This is a genomic window from Hyunsoonleella sp. J2K-J805, from assembly GCF_057167125.1.
Window position 1 is genome coordinate 190,878 of record NZ_CM169901.1, and the last position, 21,178, is coordinate 212,055.

Genomic DNA, 21,178 nt, shown 5'->3' on the forward strand with positions numbered 1-21,178 from the left:
ATAATTGTAATTGCGAGGTTAAATTTTGAAAATTTATAATGGCGCTTAACTAAACTTACTACTTTTGTTCTATGATATATCAAGATACTATTGTCGCCTTAGCAACACCTGCTGGTGCTGGAGCTATAGCTGTTATAAGGTTATCTGGTGAAAATGCTATTAGTATTGCTGAGAAGCAGTTTAAATCGGTTTCTGGCAAGTCTTTATTAAAACAGCATACACATACCATTCATTTAGGACACATTGTAGACGGTGAAAAAACGTTAGATGAGGTTCTGGTTTCAATTTTTAAAAACCCAAATTCTTATACAGGAGAAGATGTTGTTGAAGTATCATGTCATGGTTCAAGTTATATTCAACAGGAAATTATACAATTATTTTTAAGAAAAGGATGCCGAATGGCTAATGCGGGTGAGTTTACGCTTCGTGCTTTTTTAAACGGGAAATTAGATTTAAGTCAGGCCGAAGCAGTCGCAGATTTAATTGCCAGTGATAATGAGGCCTCCCACCAAATAGCAATGCAGCAGATGCGAGGCGGGTTTTCAACCGAGATTGCTAAACTTCGTGAGGAGCTTCTAAATTTTGCATCATTAATTGAACTGGAATTAGATTTTGCAGAAGAGGACGTAGAATTTGCAGACAGAAGTGATTTTAAGGATTTAATTGATAGAATTGCTTTTGTATTAAAACGTTTAATTGATTCATTTGCAGTTGGTAACGTGATTAAAAATGGTATTCCTGTTACTATTGTAGGAGAACCAAATGTGGGTAAATCTACATTGTTAAATGCCCTATTGAATGAAGAGCGTGCTATAGTTTCTGATATTGCTGGTACAACGCGTGATACAATTGAAGATGAAATTACAATTGGTGGTATTGGTTTTAGATTTATTGATACCGCTGGTATTCGCGAAACGAAAGATGTGGTTGAAAGCATAGGAATTAAAAAGACTTTTGAAAAAATTGAACAGGCCCAAGTTGTTGTTTACTTATTTGATGCTACAGACTTTAAATCTGAAAGTACTAGATTTAAAATTGAGATTGAAAAAATAAGCAATAAATACCCTCAAAAGCCTCTAGTTGTTATTGCCAATAAAATTGATAAACTATCTGATGAAGAGACCTCTAAAATTAAGTCTGAAATTCCAAATATGAAATTAATTTCTGCCAAAGAGAATAGAGGTATAGATGATTTGAAAGCTACTTTATTGAGTTTTGTGAATACAGGAAGTTTAAGAAACAATGACACCGTAGTTACAAACACACGTCATTATGATGCACTTTTAAAGGCATTTGAAGAAATACAAAAAGTAAAAGAAGGGTTACAAACAGGCCTATCTGGAGATTTATTGGCTATTGATATTCGTCAGGCGTTATACCATTTTGGAGAAATCACTGGAGAAATCACAAATGACGACTTGTTGGGTAATATTTTTGCTAATTTTTGCATCGGAAAGTAATTGTTTTAAATAAATTCTGGAGTGAATTTAAAATATTTTACAGTGTTTATTTGTCCCTTTACCGCAAATGCTGCTTTATAATTTTCAGTAGTTTCAAAAGGTGTAATTTGCCAAAAGTTTTTTTCTTTTTTATCCCAAAGGGTTTCTAATAATTCAGCTGTTAGATCTGAATCTATGGATACAGAAAACGAATTAAGAGGAAAAGATAACCCTTGAGATTTTGCCTTAATAAAAGCCTCTTTTCTTGTCCACCCTCTGAAAAACGCCTCGGTTTGTGTCGCTCTAGGGATTTTATGTAAAGCTTCTATTTCTGTTTTAGAAAAATAATTGTTAATTATATTAAAAACATTAAAGCTATCTTTAATATACTCAACATCAATACCTATGTCGTAACTTTTACAAAATGCTATGACAACAAGATTATTTGCATGGGAAACATTAAATTTTAACGCTTCTTTATTTACTAATTCTGGTTTACCATACTTACCATATTTAAATATAATATCTTTAGGATTACAGTTTAAATACTTAGATAATAAAACTCTTAGGCCACCTCGAGCTATAGCGGATATAACTCTATCTTTTTTAAACCTGAATTGTTCTACTTTCTGCTTTTCGTCTTTAGATAATAAGTTGTAGAAATAATCGTAATGACTTTTAGTTTGGGAAACAGTAAATTGCCAAATATGTACGTTATTATTTAATACGTATTTCAGCATATTATATGTTTAGTGCTTGTAAACTTCAGCCTCAATTGTTTTTGCGATACTGTTAATATATGGAACTGTGAATAGTTGATGGTGTTTGCCATTTGTGTACTTCACATTAACTTTTCCATCTGTAATGCTTTGCCAAGAGTCAATGTAGGCAGGGTTTAAGTTTTTATCGGCTTTATCGGATAGGATTAACAAAACACTATCTGGGTGATTTTTATTCCAACCATATTTCAAATAAATTTTTCTTAAGTTAAGTTTTAACTTCTCAAGATGTTTGTCGCTTTTAGAAGCAAAACGGTTTGAAACTATTGGATGTATGAATTTGTAGTATTGATTTAAGACCATAAGCTTAATGGCGCCGAATGGATTTTTACGTATTCTGCCCAAAAACCCGCTAATGCGCATTTTTATTCTATCGGGGCTTGTAAAATCTTCTTGTTTTATGATGCTATCTATCACTATAAGGTTGGTTTCATCTCCTTCGGCTTTAAAAATATTTGCAATTTCTATACCTAGGCCAGTACTAAAACAATAACTTAACAAGTTGTATGGGCCGTTAGGTTGTACAGTTTTTATTTCCTTTGCATAATCTATTGCCATTTCTTCTAAGCTATTGTGCATTTTATCACTATTAGTTATACCCGCCGGCTGTAAGGCGTACACAGGAATATCATTTTCTAAAGCTTGCACAAGTGGATTGAAAAAAATCACATAGCCACCGCCACCGTGTAGGCAAAAAATAGGATTCTTTTCGCCTGAAGAGCGGATAGGCACTATGAATTGAAACGATTCACTTTTAGTTCCTGAAAGTATATGGTTAGAGAGAAGCTCTATGGATGGATATTCCAAGAGTGTTGTTGCTGATAATTTTGTTTTGAATATTTTGTTGATAATCGAAAACATTTTAACCGCCAAAAGCGACTTTCCGCCCAATTCAAAAAAATTGGATGTAGTACTTATGTTTTTAATGCCTAAAACGCGCTCCCATATTTGTAAAAGTTGTAGTTCAGTTTTGTTTTTAGGTACATTGTAGCCTTGATCGGTTGCACTTGAAGGCGTCTCAGTATTTGATAAAAATTGCTTAAAGGGCTCTATGTGGTTTTTTAAAGCTGTATAAGTAGTAACCTCTCCCGAAGTAATTAGCGAAATAGCTTTTTCTAAAGTATTTACAATCCATTGTACTGTATTTGTATTTATATGTGATGCGCTAGTGGTAAGTACAAATTCCATACAATTGTTCGGTAATACAGCTAAAGTTACGGGATAGGTAGATGTTAGCCCGCTTTTTATATTGAAGGCTTCAAGACCACCCTTGTTTTCATTTATAGACGGGTAATTTTCAAAAACTATGAGGCTATCAAAAAGCATGGCATGTTCAGGCCAATTAAAATAGGTGTAAAGTTTGTCAAGGCTCACATGCTCATAGTTTCTAGCTTCAAAATGAAATTTTTGCATTGTGGTAAACCAACTGGGGAAATCTAAATCTGGGTAAATCTTTCCTCGCACAGGTTGCACGTTCATAAACATTCCAGCTATTTTATCTAGACTTGGGAAATCTCCACTTCTTCCAGAAACGGTATTTCCATGGATTACGTCGGTTTTATTAAAATATAACGCTAGTAAAAGAGACCAAACACTTTGTATAAATGTATTTGTGGTTATTTTATGTTGTTTGCAATAGGCTTTTAGTTTTGATGTAGCTTCCTCTGTAAGCGAAAAACTATTTGTGGAAAAGGTTTCTTGTGCATCTTCTTCTTTGTTGATAGTTATATTGCCGAAGTTAGATGCATTCTTAAAATCTTTTAAATAATTGCCCCAAAAAGTCTTTGTGTTTTCTTCTGGCAAGCTTTTAATGTAACTTAAGTATGCTTTGTAATTTGGTAAGGGCTGTACCGTTACAGTTTCACCATTATAAGTAGTGTTGTAACTGTCTAAAATATCCTTAATAAGTAAACTGCCAGACCATCCATCTAGTAGAATATGATGCATGGGCCACAAAAGTTTGTGGAGCTTACTGGATAATTTGATAATGCTAATCTTTAGTAAAGCCCCTTTTTCTAGTGGTGCCTTTCCTGAATAAGAGCTGTTTTTTAAAGTTTCCCATTTACTTTTTTGCTCTACTTCAGATAGGTTTTCCCAATCTAAATACGTAATATCAATTTCTTTCTCTTTATGGATAACTTGAACGGGCTTTTCTAAATTTTTCCAATGAATTGTAGCTCGCAAAACTTCGTGCTTCTTAAGTACTATGGCACATGCCTCTTTAAAAAAATCGAGTTTAAAATCACCTTTTAGAGAACATTCAGTATTTAAAAAGCCTTGATCAATATCATTGGATAAATGGTGCATCAATAGCCCTTGTTGCATATAGCTTAAAGGGTAAATGGCTACTACTGATGATTTAGTTGTATTTGCTCCCATTAAAATTGTGGTTAAAATTGGCTTAATAAATTATCTAGATCGTCTTGGTCTAAATCTACTTCAGAGAAATCTGAAGGCGTATAAGATACGCCATCTTTCCCTAAACAATGTTGAATAATACTGTCTAAGTTACTTATAAACGCATTGGTTAGCATTATGGCGGTGCTATCTTTATACAGGGCTTTAGTAAAACTCCAGTTAGCAATCAATTGCCCATCTGTAATATATGCATTAATTTCAATTTCATAGTTGCGTTCACTCTCTGGATGTCTTGACAATTTGCCTTTTGCAAAGGTAAAATGCAGTGCATCTTCGTTGTGATAGGTTGAAGATTTACCAAGATAATTAAATAGAATTTTTGGGTTTAGTTTATCTAATACTTCATTATTGTTGGTTAGGTATTTTAAAATACCAAAGCCTATGCCATTGTTTGGTATAGCTCTTAGTTGTTCCTTTGTTCTTTTTATCAATAGGGCCGTGTCTTCAATTTTATTAGAATTGAACATAACAGGAAAATAAGATGTAAACCAACCAACTGTATTGGAGAAATCCATTTCCAAATCTTTTATGGTACGTCCTTGCTTTTCTATGCCTAGGGTGATCCGTTCTAAATTACTCCAGTTGCCAATGGTGGCAATTAGTGCCGTAATTAACAAATCTTCAATCGTAGTATTGTAGGCTGAATGGGCATGCTTAACTAAATTCGCGGTTTGCTCTTTATGCAACTCAACTGAATGTGTGAAAGTGGAATCTTCAGTAAAAGTAGAAACTACAGAGGTATAATCGGTTGGGAGATTTTGGTGTTCAACTAATTGTGACTCCCAGTATTTTAATTCATTGAAATCTACATGTTTTGATAATTGAATAAGGTAATCGCTCCAATCTTTTAGTGTTGTTCTATAATTGTGTTTTGAAATCGTATCATTTAGGGCACTTTTAATGTCATTAAAAATAATATTCCAGGATATGTGATCTACAACTAAATGATGCGCAACAATAATTATTTTATTAGTTTGAATTGAATTACAATTAAAATATATAACCTTAAATAGGCTGTCCTTAGCCAAATCGATTTCGTGTTGTAATTTTAGTAATTCTTCGTCTATTTTGTCATTTTGCTCATCTATAGACTGCTCAGTTAAATTAACGCTGTTAAATGCTTTTGTTTGCGAAGCGGGTTTTATAAATGCAGTCCAATTTTTAGATGTATTTTTAAAACCTAGCCGAAGCGCTTCATGGTTGGCGATAATTTGTTTTGATATAATTTCAAGGGTTTTGCTTGATATGTTATTGGTATTATGCAACTGTATAATTTGATTCCAATAGTGCGGTGCTTTTTTATGCGTTTCAAAAAACCAATGTTGAATTGGGGTTAGGGGGACTTCTCCAGTAAGTTCTATACCCTGATTTGTCTCTAGACCTGCAGTTACAAGGGTACTGGCAACATGTGATAGTTCTTCTATTGTTTGATTTTCAAATAACTCATTAGCCTTTAGTTCAATACCTGCTTTACGTGCCTTAGCAATAATTTGGATGCTTAAAATGGAATCTCCACCAATTTCGAAAAAGTTATCATTTATATGGATTGGGGAAAACCCTAAAACCTCTTCCCAAATATTAACTAGCTTATCTTGTATGATTTTGATACCATCTTTTTTGTCTTCAGAATCTGTGCTTTGGTTTGCTGTAATTGCAAGTTCTGCAATAGTTTGGTTTTCAAACAGTTTATTTGCTTGTAAATCGATACCTTCCTTACGCGCTCTGGCAACAATCTGGATGCTTAAAATAGAATCTCCACCAATTTCAAAAAAGTTATCATTTATATGGATGGGGGAAAACCCTAAAACCTCTTCCCAAATATTAACTAGCTTATCTTGTATGATTTTGATACCATCTTTTTTTTCTTCAGAATCTGTGCTTTGGCTTGCTATAAGTGCAAGTTCGGCAATGGTTTGGTTTTCGAATAGCTGATTCGCTTTTAAATCAATACCTTCATTACGAGCTCTTGATACAATTTGAATGCTCAATATGGAGTCGCCACCTATTTCAAAAAAGTTATCGTTTGTACTTATGGGCTCAAACCCCAGAACGTCTTCCCATATTTTTACCAGTTTTTGTTCTATGTCGTTTTTAGGAGATAAAACATCTGCCAAATCATGTTCGGTAACAGTCCTGTTACTAAAAATTCTTAATAACTCATTTTTGTTCACCTTTCCGTTAGGCAGCATGGGTAAATCCTCTAAAACAACTACGGAGGAAGGTACCATGTAGTCTGGCATGTTAGCTCTTAAATATTTGATTAAATCGTCAGTATTTAAAGGTGATTTAGATTTTACAAAAGCAATAATTTTTTTTTGAGAATCTTCAGCAATCGTAACAAGCTTGTTATTTATGGCACTTTTAACAGTAAAAGCTAAAAGCTTTAGTTCATCGCTTGATAATTGGTTTATTTTATGTTTTAATTCGTGATGGCTCATTTTACAGCTTTTATTACTACCATTGAATTAGCCCACCAAGTATCGGCAACATCATGAGGCATATCTAATTTAACCGTGTGAACACTAAATGAGGAGAAATGCTGTAAAAGTAGGTGTTGGTGTTCCCTGCTTAAAGAATCTATTTCATTAGAAAAATAAGTGAAAGCCCCACCCTTTTTTAGATGGTTTGCAGCATGCTTAAAAAAATGTTCAGCAAATGTAATACTGCCATTTACATACTGCATGTATTCATCATCGTTTAGTGGATACGTGTGAAACAGGATGCCATCAAATTTATCAAGTGTTTCAATATTATCTTGCCAAAGGCCATGTACAAGATTAATATTTTTAGTGCCGTATTTAGATTTAAAATCTTTAAAATAGTTGTTTACAACATGGTCGTTACATTCTACAGCAGTATAGGAATCTATGGAATATTTCATAATCATATTAGCAGAAATCCCTCTCCCGAAGCCTACTTCCAGAATATCTCCACCATTTTGAGCAATAGTTTTTGCCATCTCTTGCATTAAAGGTAATTGCCAATCTTCCATTATTTCTTGGGCTTCAAGTATTTTTTGCTCTCTGTTCTCACTAAGTGGTGTTGCCGTTGCGCCAGGTACAAAGTGCTTCGCCTGTTCGTTTAGGATTGTTAAATCTCCAACAAATTCCTTCAACGCTCTATTAATTATGGCATTTCGCTGCGCATCTTTTGGTGGGCGAATAAAATTTTCATCATGTATATTTAGTGTAATCTCAAATGCCTTTGATCGTTTTATCTTTCTCATTTTCTCAATTTTTATAAACGGTTAAGTAGGTGTTCTTTTTGGCTATCGCTTAAATGCTTAATCGATGCAATCATTTCTTCCGCTTCATTTTTATTTATTTTCAAAAGCATTTGTAATACATCTTCGCTATTAGGAGATATTTCATTTAAATGCTCCATACTTATGCTTTCTTCAGCAGTATCAACAAGTACATGCGCCGCTTTTATTTCCTTACTGAAAGAGGTTATTGCTTTTTCTATTTCAGATAGCTCAACACGATACCCTCTTATTTTTATCTGTTCGTCTGCTCTTCCTAAAAACAATAAATTACCTTGGGTTGTATATTTTGCCAGATCGCCTGTTTTATATAGTTTTTCTCCCTTTTTGAAGGGGTTTTCTATAAAATAGTTGTCATTTAGCTCAGGTCTGTTTAGATAACCAGTGGTTAAATTATCTCCGCCAATATAAATTTCCCCAGCACGTCCAAAAGGCACTAAGTTTAATTCTTTGTCAAGCAAATATATTTGAGCATCGCAAACAGGTTTCCCTATGGGAACTGAGTTGGAAATATAACTATCTTTTTCAATTTTATGGGCTATACACCAAACGGTGGCCTCAGTAGGGCCATATTCATTATATAGATTTACTTTTGGTAGCTTTTCAAAATGACGAATACAAACGGAAGTTGTACAAGCTTCACCCGCCACTATTACAGTTTTTAGGCTTCCCAATGTATCGGTTTCAACGTACTCCAATAAGAGTTTGTACAGTGAAGGAAGCATCAAGGTATGGCTAATTTTATTTGAAGCTATACAATTTGAAAGTTTGTAAAGGTCTTGCTCAATGCGTTTTTCAGTAATTACCAAATTACCCCCTGTGCAAAGTGTCCAAAAAATTCCAGCTTTGGAACTATCAAAAGCTATAGACGACATTAATAAAAAAGATGATGGATATTCTTCATAATAATTTAGCCTGCCGTTGGTAGAGTTTAAAATGTTGCTATGAGATATAGGTACGCCCTTTGGTTTACCTGTGCTGCCAGAAGTGTAAATTACATAAGCTGTATTGGTGGGATCTGATGCTGGTAAATCGGGTGTTTTTAAAGATGCGTTATTATCTATTTCATTAACATTTATTATGTTTTCTGTATAATTTTTAAATGAAAGGGCGGTACCGGTATTCGTGAGTATAACTGAAGCCCCAGAATCTTCCAGCATAAATAAAATACGTTCCTCAGGGTATTCCACATCTATTGGTAAGTAGGCGCATCCTGATTTTAAAATTGCCAACATTCCAATAATCATTTCCAAAGATCTTTCCATGCACAAACCTACCGTTACATTCTTGCCTCTTGTGAGCTTTACTATTTGAAAAGCTATACTATTAGCACGCTCATTTAGCTCTTTATACGATATTGACTCATCTTTGAAAGTTACAGCTTTCGCATTTGGGGTGCTTTGGGCGTATTGCGCTATCACCTCATGTATACCACTAAACTTTTTGAAGTGATTTTTGTTAACTTTTAAATTTCCAAGGAACAAATCCATCTCGTTTTGGGTAAGCATGGATATGTTCTTAACCTTTAGATCTTGATGTGATACAATGTTTTCAAGTAGGTTTTTGAAATAATTTTGAAACCTGTCAATACTAGAGGCTTCGAATAATTCTGTAGAATATTCAAATCTTGTACTGAGTTTACCATCGTCCTCAGAAACAAATAGTGTTACATCAAATTTAGAAACCTCAGGATCTAAAAACTTATGCTTTACTTTTAAATTATCTCCAAAAGATGGCATTTTAAGTGGTTGGTTGTAAACAAACATTGCTCTAAAAAAAGGGTTTGCAGATAAGCTGCGCTCCACTTTTACAACTTTAACTAGCTCACTAAAAGGTACGTTCTTGTGTTTAATGGCATCTAAAGTGGTTTTTTTAACGTTATTTACTAAATCTTTAAATATTGTATTAGGGTTTATTTTTGCCCTTAGTACAAGAGTGTTAAGAAAAAAACCAAAAACATGCTCTAATGACGTTTTATCTCGATTTGTAATTGGAGAGCCAACCAAAATATCTTCTTGACCGCTGCATTTGTGAAGCAAAACGTAATATGTTGATAGCATTAGTACATAAGGCGTAGTCTCCAGTGTATTTGCTAAGTCAAGTACTTTTTGGGAAAACTGTTTGCTGAAACTTTGTTTTTTGGATAATCTACCTTTGAATTTTGATTGTAAAGGCCTTTTATGGTCTGTTGGTAGGTTTAATATGGGAATACCTCCTGAAAGTTTTTTTTTCCAATACTCAATATCATCAGAATCTATACTGTTTTTGTTCTCCCAATACGCGTAATCTGTAAATTGAATTTTGCCCTTTTGCGCACTAATAGTATCTCTGGCCTGAAGCTTTATATAGTATTCTGAAAGTTGTTGCCTAAAAATCATCATGCTCCTCTCATCGGTAATAATATGATGCATAGTTATTTGTAAGAAGTGCTTATTTACAGCTGCTTTAATGATGGAGGCATTGATTAAAGGACCTGTCACAAGGTTAAAACAATGTTTAGCATTCCTTTCAAAAATATTACGTGATTTACTTTTAACGGTAGTATTGTCTAGTGTAGAAAGGTCATGTTCGGTAATTGTAAAAGGTAGTTTTTCATTAATACTTTGATATATTTTACCATTTTCGTTGTAATAAGTACTTTTTAAAATATTATGGTCGTCATAAACCTTTAAAAGTGCTTGTTTTAGAACGGTAGTATTAAGTTTACCTTTTATTGTATAAACTTCAGAGTAGTTATAAAACGGGTTGTCGGGATACATTTGCTGCAAAAACCACAACTGTTTTTGTCCGTAAGATAACGGTATGTTGATGCCTTCAGGAGCCTTAACAACTTCATTAGCTGAGCCTTGTTCCTGTTTTTTTTTATTTTTCCACCTCTCTAGCAACGAGGCTTTACTCTTTTCTTTTTCGGACATATATGTTTTGAAAATTTTATTTAGAAAATTTTCAGGTGCAATTTTTTATTTTAACCCAATAGCTTTGGCTACTTCATACAGAAATTGAAATATCTGTTCATCAAGTGGTAAGTTTATGTCAAAAAACCTTTCAATACACCAATATAAGGAGATTATGATTAATAATCCAGAGATGAACACTAAAAATTTGGGATAAAAACTGCGTTTTCTTATAAAATAAAGAAGAGGAAAAATTGCTGCAATAATTACCAATTGACCAATCTCTACACCAACATTAAATCCTAAAAGCGAGAGCGTTAAAAATTCACCGGTTAACCCCAAATCACCTAAAACGCTGGCGAAACCAAACCCATGAAATAGACCAAAAATGAAGGCAATAATCCAATCCTTCATTTTAAAGATGGGTTTTATGTTGTGGTAGGCAGCTAAACCAATAGAAAAGGCAATAACGGATTCAACAAGTTGCGAAGGAAGATTGACTAACTTTAAAGAGGCCAAGGTTAATGTGATGGTATGCGCTATGGTAAAAAATGTAATCACTTTAATGATATATAAAAACGCGGGTTTAAATGTCATTACAGGTTCCCAGCCAAAAATACCGTTGTTCTTTCTTCTCACAACTGATGGTAAAATTAAGGCCAACAGAAACAAAATGTGGTCTAACCCGATCCAGATGTGCCAAACGCCCTGTTTTACCATCGCTACAAAACCGTTCCAAACCGAGTATTTGGTTAAATCCATGGTGTCTGTTGGGCTTTTAGGCGCAAAATCTAGTGTAATATTGCGTTCTTCATTGATTACGCCCGCACGCCAGTTGTATTCTGTTATTAAATAGCCTCGATGTGTATCGTCTTTTTCAAAAACAGCATTGTAGGTTACCTGCAATTCATCGGGCATTTGTATGGTGTTTTCTAATTCAAAATATAACTGTACAAAATCTCCCAAATTGAACTCAAACATCCCAACATCCCCAAAAATCACTCTATGGTTTCCTAGTTTCGAAGAAAAATCGCTGTGGTTTAGCAGGTAAGCTTTAAGCTTTTCGATATAAGGCTGTATGTCATCAAGAGTGGCAGAGTCATCAAAACTAGTATCAAATATTTTATTTATTTCCCTAGTGTTTATCTCAAACCTACCATGGATACCATCTGTTTCATAAATTCTAAGGAAAATATAGCTTTGGTTGGGAATATGGCTTAGGACTATTAGTGGTAAGAAAAGAAAAAGGGTAAGGAAGACATTAGTTTTCCTATTAAAAACACATTTTATCATGTTACTGGTTTTAAATTAGCAATTTTTATACAAGAAAAGAAAAAAACTTACCAAAATATTGAAATCCCTAAATAATCGATTAAATGTTGTTTTTTATTGAAGCGAATGTTTAATGTCTTGAAAAAGTATCCACTTGTCGAAACATGTGCCATATTGCAACTTTATTTCATAAAAATCTCTAAATTTCAAAAAAAACGCTTGTTGGTAGTTGCAACAGGTGCTTTTCGTTAACGCTATGAATAATATTACTACGCTGCTATTATCTGCAACAGATGTTAATTCCATAATGAATGAGTATGGAAAGAATAAATTGATGGATGATTTGATTTTTCGACTCATTAATGAATTTAAAAACTTTAATCCCGAAGAAACAATTATACCTATACGCTCAGGTTTTAATTATAACAACGAAAATCCTGGATTGGTAGAATGGATGCCCGTTTACAAAAAAGGAGAAGAAGTTGTAATTAAGGTAGTTGGTTATCATCCCCAAAACCCCGCCAATTTTAATTTGCCAACAATTCTTTCAACTATTTCGTCTTATGACACAAAAACGGGTCACTTAAAAGGGTTGGCAGATGGTGTGTTGCTTACAGCGCTTAGAACTGGTGCTGCATCTGCTGTGGCTACAAAATATTTTGCGCACCCTGACAGCAATACTCTTGGTTTAGTGGGTTGTGGTGCACAGAGTATTACGCAATTGCATGCCATATCAAGACTGTTCCCAATTAAAAAAGTATTGATTTTTGATACAGATATAGAATGTATGGATTCTTTGAGTAAAAGAATTGAAATTCTTGATTTGGATATTGAAATTGTAATATCAAATATTCAAAACATCTTAACTCAAAGTGATATTGTTTGCACCGCTACTTCAATCGGAGTAGGAGAAGGGCCTTTATTTGATGAATTTGATGTTAAGCCTCATTTGCACATCAATGCAATAGGGTCAGACTTTCCAGGAAAGGTAGAGATACCGTTGGCATTACTACGCAAAAGTTTTGTTTGTCCTGATTTTACGAAACAGGCAAAAATTGAAGGTGAATGCCAGCAGCTTAACGATGATGAGATTGGTGCAGATTTAGTGAATGTTATTCAGAATTATGATATGTATAAAGAAAAGCGACATTCGCTAACAGTTTTTGATTCTACAGGATTGGCTCTGGAAGACCAAGTGGTAATGGACTTGTTTTTAGATTTGGCTAAGGAGTTTAGCACAGGAAAAAATATTTCACTTGAAAATATTAGCAAGGATGTGAAAAATCCTTATCATTTTATTAAGCATAAGGTTAATACCTAACAGCGTCTTCCACAATTAGTTTGTTATCCTGATAAAACTTGACTTCCATATTTAGAAGATTCGTCTAGCACCAAGTTATTGAGAATTAATATCTAAGTGATATACGGGTCTCTCTCTTATAATTTTATAAGTTTCCCCATCGAAATACGAAAGTTTTTGATATACGGTTAGCTTGATAACTTTAGTATTCCCTTGGTATAGGTTATCTTTGCTATCCATTGATATTCGTTGAGGAGGTGCTGAAATACCTGTCAACCAAGGATTTTTTCTTAATTTATAGGTGTCTCTGTCATTGATGAATTTACTAAAATATGTCTCAAAATCAGAGCTCAGCTTTTGGTTAAATTTATTTTCTCCATACTTATGTTCTACGGCAAATAGTTCTTCAGCAGATTTGGGGGTAATCAAATCGTGGAACAACTTCTTTTCTCCAACGGTTACCCAACTAATGCTAAGTGTTTGTTCTTTGTGGAAATAGTGAAAATTAAATCTGTGAAATTCAAAATACTTTGGCCAAAAAAGTTCGGTGGGCACATAGGATCCCGTTAGTGCTGCAACACCTATCCTTTCAAGTATTACAGATTCATCAATGAAATACGGATGGGGGTAAGAAACATGAAACCAACAAAGCATAACTGCACAACATCCTATTACTGCACGTATAAAATTACCACCAAATAAATCTCTCCATTTTGTAAGCAATAATTTATAGCGAAAAATAGTTAAAACTAGAATATAAACACTAGAACATATAAAGAAATAGACTGATAATAAAAATATTGTTGGGGCTCCTTTACCAGTACAAATTTGCTAAAGTTTGTACCCGAAATTTCAATAAGACTGCGATACCACCAATTTAATAAAAAAAACAACTGCTAAAAGACCGATATTTAATAAAGAGGGAAGTGTTTTGTGTAATGACTTTGGTAAAAACCCCTTCCGTTTTACCGAGAAATTTTTGTAAAATCGAGTCCATATTAGAATATCTATGTTATGTTCCACTTATATTTTCGTCAAAATAAGCAATTATTGGTTAAGCTACTGTTTACAAGTTTGATTTACTAAACAATATAAAGTATTTTAGTCATCCTAAATTCATTTAATTGATACTACAATTTAAAGAATTTAAATATTAATGAACATCTACTATTTTGGATTTATCTTGGAGCAAAGCACAAATTGATTATAAGAAAAAAGTAATTGAATTTGCAGAACAAAACCTTAATAATACTATAAGTAAACGCGATTATGCCCTAGAGTTTTCTCGTGAAGATTGGAACAAATGTGCCGAGTTTGGCATACAAGGTTTGGCTAGTCCGAAAAAGTATGGCGGGCGTGAAGAGGATATAGATATTTTAACAGCAACTTTAGCCATGGAAGGCTTAGGCTATGGCTGCAGGGACAACGGTTTACCATTTAGTCTTAATGCCCAAATGTGGACGGTACAATTGCCCATTGCCCAGTTTGGTAATGCGTTTCAAAAGGAGAAATATTTAATGCCTTTGGCTGCCGGGGAATGGATTGGGAGCCATGGTTTAACAGAAACCAATGCAGGTTCTGATGTTTTTAATATGGAGACCACTGCTACCAAAGTTGATGGTGGTTATATCTTAAATGGCTCAAAAAGATTAATAACGCTGGGTCCCATTTGCGATATCGCACTCGTTTTTGCAAAAACAAACCCTAAACTTGGAAAATGGGGCGTAAGCGGTTTTATAGTTGAAGCAGGTTCCAAAGGGTTTACCCAAAGTGATAATAAGAGTAAAATGGGGCTAAGAACGGTACCTATTGGCGATTTGGAGTTTAAGGACTGTTTTGTTCCAGAAGAAAACAGATTGGGTAAAGAAGGTGCAGGGTGGAGCATTACCATTGCTTCATTGGAATACGATAGGTGTAATATTTTGGCAAGTCAATTAGGAGCCATGGAGCATCAATTAGAGGATACTATCAAATTCGTGAAAAACAGAAAACAATTTGGACAATCCATAGGTCGATTTCAGTCTATTTCAAACAGGATTGCAGATATGAAATTGCGTTTAGAAACGTCCAGATTATTACTTTATAAAGTGGCATGGTTAAAGAGCCAAGGCAAATCGGCAATGATGGAGGCTGCCCTTTTAAAATTACATTTAAGTGAAAGCTTCATCACTTCTAGCTTAGATGCCATAAGATGCCATGGTGGCTCAGGTTATCTTACGGAGTTTGAGATAGAACGTAATTTACGAGATGCTGTTGGTGGTGTGATTTACGCAGGAACTTCAGATATTCAAAAGAACATCATCTCCCAAATTTTAGGGTTATAACATGCAGCTATTTACGCTTACAGATATTATAAAAAACTCTACTGCGCTTTATCCTGAACGAGAAGCCTTCAAGTACGGCACCAATACCGTTACCTTTTCAGAACTAGATAAGAAAACCAGCCAATTGGCTAAATATTTAGTGGATTCTGGGGTTAAAAAAGGCTACAGGGTAGGCATATACCTTAATAGGTGCTTGGAAACGGTATTCGCAATTTATGGAATTTTAAAGGCAGGCGCTGTATATGTGCCATTGGACTTTACGGCACCACATGCCAGAACTACCTCTGTAATCGAGAATTGCGAAATAGCATTTTTAATCTCTGCGCCAGCACTAAAATCTAAAACAACGAAGTTGCTGGATTTCAATTTGAGTTTAAAATGTATCATTGGGCAAACACCTGATGTTCCTTTCAAAACAATATCATGGGAAGATATATTTAAAATTGATTTAGTAGAATACCAACCAGTAAAAATTCTAGAAAGCGATTTGGCATATATTATGTTTACTTCTGGCTCTACTGGTGTGCCCAAAGGTATAATGCATACGCATAGAAGCGCACTTACTTATGCAAAACTGTCATCAGACTTATATAATCTACACCATGAAGACAGGGTGGGCAATCATGCACCCATTAATTTTGATATTTCAACTTTCGGGTATTTTAGTGCCCCTTTAGTGGGGGCTTGCACCGTTTTAGTATCAGATGCGCATACCAAACTCCCAAGTAGTTTGGCACAACTTATAGCAAATGAAAACCTTACTATTTGGTATTCTGTTCCTTTAGCGCTAATTCAAGTTTTAAATTCTGGAATGCTGGATAAGTTAAACATGAGTACTTTGAGGTGGGTACTTTTTGGAGGAGAGGTTTTTGGATTAAAATACTTAAAAGAACTAATGGAAAAGTGGCCACAAGTAACGTTTTCCAATGTTTATGGACCAGCAGAAGTTAATCAATGTACCTTTTTTAATTTTCAAAATACACTTCCTGATACCAAATCACTTCCACTGGGTGAGGTTTGGGGGAATACTGATTTTAAAATTCTTAATCCTGATGGCGAACAGGTTAAATCAGGTGAAAGTGGAGAACTGATAATTAGATCTGGAACTATGATGAATGGTTACTGGAAGAACGAAGAACTTACAGAAAAGTCACTTTATCGAGAAACTTTGGATGCAGGCATTGAATATGTGTATTATAGAACAGGAGATATAGTGTTTCAAGATGAAAAAGGGGTTTTATTTTTTGTGGGACGCAATGACAGGCAGGTAAAAATAAGAGGCTATAGAATAGAGTTGGACGAAATAGAATCGGTATTAATCAATCATCAAGATGTAAATGAAGTGGCTGTTATAGTTTTGGATAAAGGAAATGAAAAAGAGATTTATGCTGCAATATTGCTTTTTGAAAACAAAACGGTTACCACGAAGGAATTGAATTTTTACTGCAAAAAGCATTTGGCAACCTATGCTATTCCAAATGAAATAGAAATACTTGGCGATTTACCGCGAACAAGCTCAGGTAAAATTGATAAAAAAAGAATAATTGCAATAAAGAAAAATTAAAATGGAAGAGGTGTTAATTAAGTATATTAATGAGCAATTGCTGGATGCTGAGATTGATGAGGATTTAGATGGCGATACCGATTTATTGGGTAGTGGCATTTTAGACTCTTTAGGTATGGTGCAGCTAATTGCATTTGTTGAGAAAAAGTTTGAGGTAAAGGTTCCACCAGAAGATATGGTCATTGAAAATTTCATGAACATTAATAGCGTTTGTGCTTATCTTTCAGGTAAATAAAAAAGATTAGCGTGTTATGGAAAACACATATTCACCTTTAACTCAAAACCAAAATTTACTATGGATTGGTCAGGATTTAAACCCTGAATCTCCCATGTACAATATGGTTATGACATACGAAATGAGGGATGCCATTTCGGTGTCACATTTCAATCTCGCCTTCGAAAAATTGGTTGAGACTAGTGATGTGTTGCGTTCGGTTTTTAAGCAGAAAGATGGTGTGCCCTTACAAGTTTGTCTTCCAAGTATTGAATACAAATTAGATGTTGTAGACTTTTCTTCAGAAGAAAACCCTTTTGAGGTTTATAAAAATTGGGAAAAGGAAAGGGTTAAATTTCATTTTAATTTAAGTGAGTGTCTTTTTGATTGCGTACTGATAAAACTTGCAAGCAACCATTTTGTATGGTATATCAATCAACATCATTTAATAACTGATGGTTACAGTACTACTGTCTTTTTTTCTAGAATGTCCAAATTATATGAAAAGGCATTGCTTGGAACTTTAGGCGATGTTGAAACCTATCCTTCGTATAAGGCATTTATAGTCCATACCAATACTCTAAAAGAGAACGTTGCAAGGATAGAAATAGAAAAATATTGGAAAGAAAAACAATCGTTATTCACTAATGCCCCAGAATTATATCGCAAAAAAAACACATCGCTCAGTACCAATTCTAAACGTTTATTTGTAAGCTTAGGAAAGGAGCGTTCAGATAAAATCAAAGCATTAGCCAACACTAAGGGTATTAAAGGCTGGAGCTTGGATTTAACGCTTTACAACATTTTTTTGACTGCTCTTTTTGCCTATGTTTATCGTATTTCAGGTCAGGGAAGTTTTGTTATAGGCTCTCCAACGCACAACCGTACTAAAAAAAGCTTTAAGGATACACTGGGCTTTTTTGTTGAAAGTTTCCCAATTTTTGCTGAAATAGAGGCACGTGAGACTTTCCTTACTTTAATTAAAAAAATACAAGTAGAGAGTAATGGGTTCTTAAAAAATGCACAAACAGGAGCATCTACAATGGAAATGAGCAGGGTCTATAATGTGTTTTATAATTATATTAATGCCGGGAACGACTCAGATTTCAATAATAAACCTGTTAAAACTAGATGGGTGCATCCAGGACATATGGATCCAAGGCACCATTTAAGATTCCATGTGCATGATTTTGATAATACGGGAATCTTAAAACTATATTTTGATTTTAATACTAAAATTTTTGATTCGGATTTACAAGATTTAGCCCCACAGCATTTTTTAAAACTATTAGATGCATTTATAGATAACGCGGATCAGGAGATTGATACAGTGCCTATGGCAACTTCTAAGGAGATTAGTAAAATTGAAGCATGGAATAATACAGAAGTTAAATACCCAGAAAATGAAACACTACTTTCTAAATTCGAAGAACAGGTTTTGCGCACTCCAAATAATATAGCACTTATTTTTAAGGAAGAAGTACTTACCTATAAGGAGTTTAACGAAAAATCTAATCAAGTAGCCCATTTTCTTATTCAAAAAGGAATTGTAACAAACGATCTTGTTGCGGTTAGTTTTGAGAGGTCATTAGAGATGATGGTCTACATTTACGGTATATTAAAGGCTGGTGGTGCTTATTTACCAATTGATACCAATACACCAAAAGAGCGTTTAGCTTTTATTTTAAAAGATTCAAATGCTAAAATGCTGTTTTACAATCATAACAATTTAGACGTGCCAAATGATATTGATGGAAAACATGTGAAGGCTATTGAAAGTGCAATAAATAAATTTAGTACTGAAAGTTGTACTGTAAGTATTTCACCAAACGATTTAGCGTATGTAATTTACACCTCCGGTAGTACAGGTGAGCCAAAAGGGGTAGAGTGCCATCACAGAGGTATCTGTAATAGGCTTAACTGGATGAACGATTACCTGCCAATTTCAAATAATGATGTGTTACTACAAAAAACACCAATAACTTTTGATGTATCACTTCCTGAACTGTTTGGACCTTTGCAAAAAGGGGCCAAACTTGTAATAGAAATACCCGAAGGCCATAAAAATCCTGATAAACTGATTGAAACTATTGCTCAACATCAAATCACAAAAATTCATTTTGTACCCTCAATGTTGAATATATTTATCCAAACCCAAGGTGTGGAAACCTGTAGTAGTTTAAAAGTAGTTTTTTGCAGCGGTGAAGCACTTTCTGCTACTGTGGTTGAAAGGGTTTATGAAAAACTTAACGTTGAAGTACACAATCTCTACGGTCCTACCGAAGCTGCTGTTGAGGTAAGCAGTTGGCATTGTAAAAACGATGCATTACAGTTTGGGGTGCTTATAGGAAAGCCAGTAGCAAACACACAGCTTTATGTTTTAGATAGGGCATTGAATAAGCTCCCAATTGGGCTTAAAGGCGAATTGTACATTGCGGGAACTCAAGTAGCTAAAGGCTATTTGAATAGAGAAGCTCTTACGAATGAAAGCTTTGTTAAAGATATATTCTCTACTAATCCTGATGCCAAAATGTACAAAACTGGTGATTTGGTAAGTTATAGGACCGATGGAAATATAGAGTATCACGGTAGAATTGACAACCAAATAAAATTAAGGGGCTTAAGAATAGAACTTGGCGAGATAGAACGCGTTTTAGAAAGATTATCGATAATTTCAAAAGCAGTTGTTACAATCGATGATAAGGAAAACCTAATCGCTTACTATACTGGAGAAAAAACAGAAACATCAAAAATAATCAGTAGTATCCAAAGCACGTTACCCGAATATATGTTGCCTCAATTCTACATACATTTAGATAGTTTTGAATTGCTATCGAGTGGAAAAGTAGATAGAAAAAAACTACCTGAGATAAATTTACGTAAGAAGATTAAAAGGCAGGAAAAAGAAGTGCCTAAAAATGAAATAGAAGAAATAGTGCATAATATTTGGAAGGAAGTATTAAAAATAGATGCTATTGGAACACATGAGAACTATATACGCATAGGAGGAAACTCTCTAGACGCTATTGCTATCACGTCACGATTAAGGTCTGTTTTGGAATTGGATATGTCGATAACCGATGTATTTAATTACCCTACTATTTCATCTTATTCTAATAACATAGAACAAACCATAACTACTTTGCTTAATGAGTAGCAACCTTAAAAAAGGCTTGGAGCCGTTAGTGGTTAAAGTGGTTGCGATTGCAATGTGTTTTTGCTATGTTTTCAGCCCTCTGCATAAGGAGATTAGTGCTTTTCTTCATGGGATTTCGCACCAATTAGACATGCCAGAGCAAATAATATCACATACAAAAACTAGCGAAGTAAGAGATTTATATAAACATAGTGAGCATGTTTTGGTAGCCTCAGAGATTATTCATAACCACAATCTCCTAGATATACTTGAAACTATACTGGGAGCTCCACACAAAGAAAATAAATCGAAAGATTCCAAACGATTAATAAAAAAAATCGATAAACACACGCGTTATCAAGAGAAATACAAAAGGCCTTCACTTTTTGTTCCGCTCAAGGAAAATAAAACAGAATATTTTATAATTGGACAACCGCGTAGAGGGCATCTTAAAAGCCCTTTTCAGCCACCGCAATTATTTTAGCTCTTCAAGCAAAAATATGTGGGTAATAGCCACATGTAAATCCATTAAAATTTAAAAAATAATAATAGCACTTCAATCGATAGCTGTTTAGC

The 21,178-nt window shown here is 34.2% G+C and carries 14 protein-coding genes; 7 read left to right on the plus strand and 7 right to left on the minus strand.

Annotated features, from left to right (window positions below; genetic code table 11):
- Positions 1 to 71: 71 nt before the first annotated feature.
- Positions 72 to 1,460 (plus strand): tRNA uridine-5-carboxymethylaminomethyl(34) synthesis GTPase MnmE, encoded by a 1,389-nt coding sequence (mnmE, locus tag AC1B0Z_RS00740; RefSeq protein WP_483793578.1) that lies wholly within the window; start codon positions 72 to 74, stop codon positions 1,458 to 1,460.
- Positions 1,461 to 1,465: 5 nt separating this feature from the next.
- Here the strand turns inward: mnmE and AC1B0Z_RS00745 are convergent, their stop codons facing one another.
- From AC1B0Z_RS00745 to AC1B0Z_RS00770, 6 genes are read right to left on the minus strand one after another with little or no spacing between them, the layout of a single operon-like run.
- A complete protein-coding gene (locus AC1B0Z_RS00745) occupies positions 1,466 to 2,179 on the minus strand; it encodes a 4'-phosphopantetheinyl transferase family protein (protein ID WP_483793579.1) in 714 nt (237 codons plus the stop codon).
- A 9-nt stretch (positions 2,180 to 2,188) separates the two neighbouring features.
- Complete coding sequence (locus AC1B0Z_RS00750) at positions 2,189 to 4,597, minus strand: condensation domain-containing protein (protein ID WP_483793580.1); 2,409 nt, start codon at positions 4,595 to 4,597, stop codon at positions 2,189 to 2,191.
- An 11-nt stretch (positions 4,598 to 4,608) separates the two neighbouring features.
- Positions 4,609 to 7,074 (minus strand): condensation domain-containing protein, encoded by a 2,466-nt coding sequence (locus AC1B0Z_RS00755; RefSeq protein WP_483793581.1) that lies wholly within the window; start codon positions 7,072 to 7,074, stop codon positions 4,609 to 4,611.
- Complete coding sequence (locus AC1B0Z_RS00760; RefSeq protein ID WP_483793582.1) at positions 7,071 to 7,862, minus strand: class I SAM-dependent methyltransferase; 792 nt, start codon at positions 7,860 to 7,862, stop codon at positions 7,071 to 7,073. Before AC1B0Z_RS00760 ends, AC1B0Z_RS00755 begins: the two co-directional genes overlap by 4 nt.
- Before the next feature lie 11 nt (positions 7,863 to 7,873).
- Positions 7,874 to 10,813 (minus strand): non-ribosomal peptide synthetase, encoded by a 2,940-nt coding sequence (locus AC1B0Z_RS00765; RefSeq protein ID WP_483793584.1) that lies wholly within the window; start codon positions 10,811 to 10,813, stop codon positions 7,874 to 7,876.
- Positions 10,814 to 10,858: 45 nt separating this feature from the next.
- Positions 10,859 to 12,085 (minus strand): HupE/UreJ family protein, encoded by a 1,227-nt coding sequence (locus AC1B0Z_RS00770; RefSeq protein WP_483793585.1) that lies wholly within the window; start codon positions 12,083 to 12,085, stop codon positions 10,859 to 10,861.
- Positions 12,086 to 12,320: 235 nt separating this feature from the next.
- Here AC1B0Z_RS00770 and AC1B0Z_RS00775 point away from each other — a divergent pair, with 235 nt between their 5' ends.
- On the plus strand, positions 12,321 to 13,385 hold the full coding sequence (locus AC1B0Z_RS00775) for an ornithine cyclodeaminase family protein (protein ID WP_483793588.1): 1,065 nt from the start codon (positions 12,321 to 12,323) through the stop codon (positions 13,383 to 13,385).
- Between the two features lie 75 nt (positions 13,386 to 13,460).
- On the opposite strand, the gene AC1B0Z_RS00780 is transcribed toward AC1B0Z_RS00775, so the two are convergent.
- Positions 13,461 to 14,087 carry a hypothetical protein gene (locus AC1B0Z_RS00780; protein WP_483793589.1) on the minus strand — a complete coding sequence of 209 codons (627 nt, stop codon included), beginning with the start codon at positions 14,085 to 14,087 and terminating at the stop codon, positions 13,461 to 13,463.
- Positions 14,088 to 14,536: 449 nt separating this feature from the next.
- Here AC1B0Z_RS00780 and AC1B0Z_RS00785 point away from each other — a divergent pair, with 449 nt between their 5' ends.
- The 5 genes from AC1B0Z_RS00785 to AC1B0Z_RS00805 are packed head-to-tail and all read left to right on the plus strand — an operon-like array spanning position 14,537 to position 21,086.
- Positions 14,537 to 15,688, plus strand: coding sequence for an acyl-CoA dehydrogenase family protein (locus AC1B0Z_RS00785; protein WP_483793590.1), 1,152 nt, complete (start codon positions 14,537 to 14,539; stop codon positions 15,686 to 15,688).
- Between the two features lies 1 nt (position 15,689).
- On the plus strand, positions 15,690 to 17,252 hold the full coding sequence (locus AC1B0Z_RS00790; protein WP_483793592.1) for an amino acid adenylation domain-containing protein: 1,563 nt from the start codon (positions 15,690 to 15,692) through the stop codon (positions 17,250 to 17,252).
- Between the two features lies 1 nt (position 17,253).
- Positions 17,254 to 17,487 carry an acyl carrier protein gene (locus AC1B0Z_RS00795; protein WP_483793593.1) on the plus strand — a complete coding sequence of 78 codons (234 nt, stop codon included), beginning with the start codon at positions 17,254 to 17,256 and terminating at the stop codon, positions 17,485 to 17,487.
- 16 nt (positions 17,488 to 17,503) lie between these two features.
- The gene (locus AC1B0Z_RS00800; RefSeq protein ID WP_483793594.1) at positions 17,504 to 20,623 is read left to right on the plus strand and encodes a non-ribosomal peptide synthetase; all 3,120 of its coding nucleotides are present in this window, start codon (positions 17,504 to 17,506) and stop codon (positions 20,621 to 20,623) included.
- Positions 20,616 to 21,086: a hypothetical protein gene (locus AC1B0Z_RS00805; protein ID WP_483793595.1), complete on the plus strand. Its 471-nt coding sequence runs from the start codon at positions 20,616 to 20,618 to the stop codon at positions 21,084 to 21,086. Before AC1B0Z_RS00800 ends, AC1B0Z_RS00805 begins: the two co-directional genes overlap by 8 nt.
- Positions 21,087 to 21,178: the final 92 nt, after the last annotated feature.

What these genes read in the sequence shown, in the direction of transcription:
- mnmE (WP_483793578.1), top strand. Translation starts at nt 72, where the DNA reads ATGATATATCAAGATACTATTGTCGCCTTAGCAACACCTGCTGGTGCT.
- AC1B0Z_RS00745 (WP_483793579.1), bottom strand. Translation starts at nt 2,179, where the DNA reads ATGCTGAAATACGTATTAAATAATAACGTACATATTTGGCAATTTACT.
- AC1B0Z_RS00750 (WP_483793580.1), bottom strand. Translation starts at nt 4,597, where the DNA reads ATGGGAGCAAATACAACTAAATCATCAGTAGTAGCCATTTACCCTTTA.
- AC1B0Z_RS00755 (WP_483793581.1), bottom strand. Translation starts at nt 7,074, where the DNA reads ATGAGCCATCACGAATTAAAACATAAAATAAACCAATTATCAAGCGAT.
- AC1B0Z_RS00760 (WP_483793582.1), bottom strand. Translation starts at nt 7,862, where the DNA reads ATGAGAAAGATAAAACGATCAAAGGCATTTGAGATTACACTAAATATA.
- AC1B0Z_RS00765 (WP_483793584.1), bottom strand. Translation starts at nt 10,813, where the DNA reads ATGTCCGAAAAAGAAAAGAGTAAAGCCTCGTTGCTAGAGAGGTGGAAA.
- AC1B0Z_RS00770 (WP_483793585.1), bottom strand. Translation starts at nt 12,085, where the DNA reads ATGATAAAATGTGTTTTTAATAGGAAAACTAATGTCTTCCTTACCCTT.
- AC1B0Z_RS00775 (WP_483793588.1), top strand. Translation starts at nt 12,321, where the DNA reads ATGAATAATATTACTACGCTGCTATTATCTGCAACAGATGTTAATTCC.
- AC1B0Z_RS00790 (WP_483793592.1), top strand. Translation starts at nt 15,690, where the DNA reads ATGCAGCTATTTACGCTTACAGATATTATAAAAAACTCTACTGCGCTT.
- AC1B0Z_RS00795 (WP_483793593.1), top strand. Translation starts at nt 17,254, where the DNA reads ATGGAAGAGGTGTTAATTAAGTATATTAATGAGCAATTGCTGGATGCT.
- AC1B0Z_RS00800 (WP_483793594.1), top strand. Translation starts at nt 17,504, where the DNA reads ATGGAAAACACATATTCACCTTTAACTCAAAACCAAAATTTACTATGG.
- AC1B0Z_RS00805 (WP_483793595.1), top strand. Translation starts at nt 20,616, where the DNA reads ATGAGTAGCAACCTTAAAAAAGGCTTGGAGCCGTTAGTGGTTAAAGTG.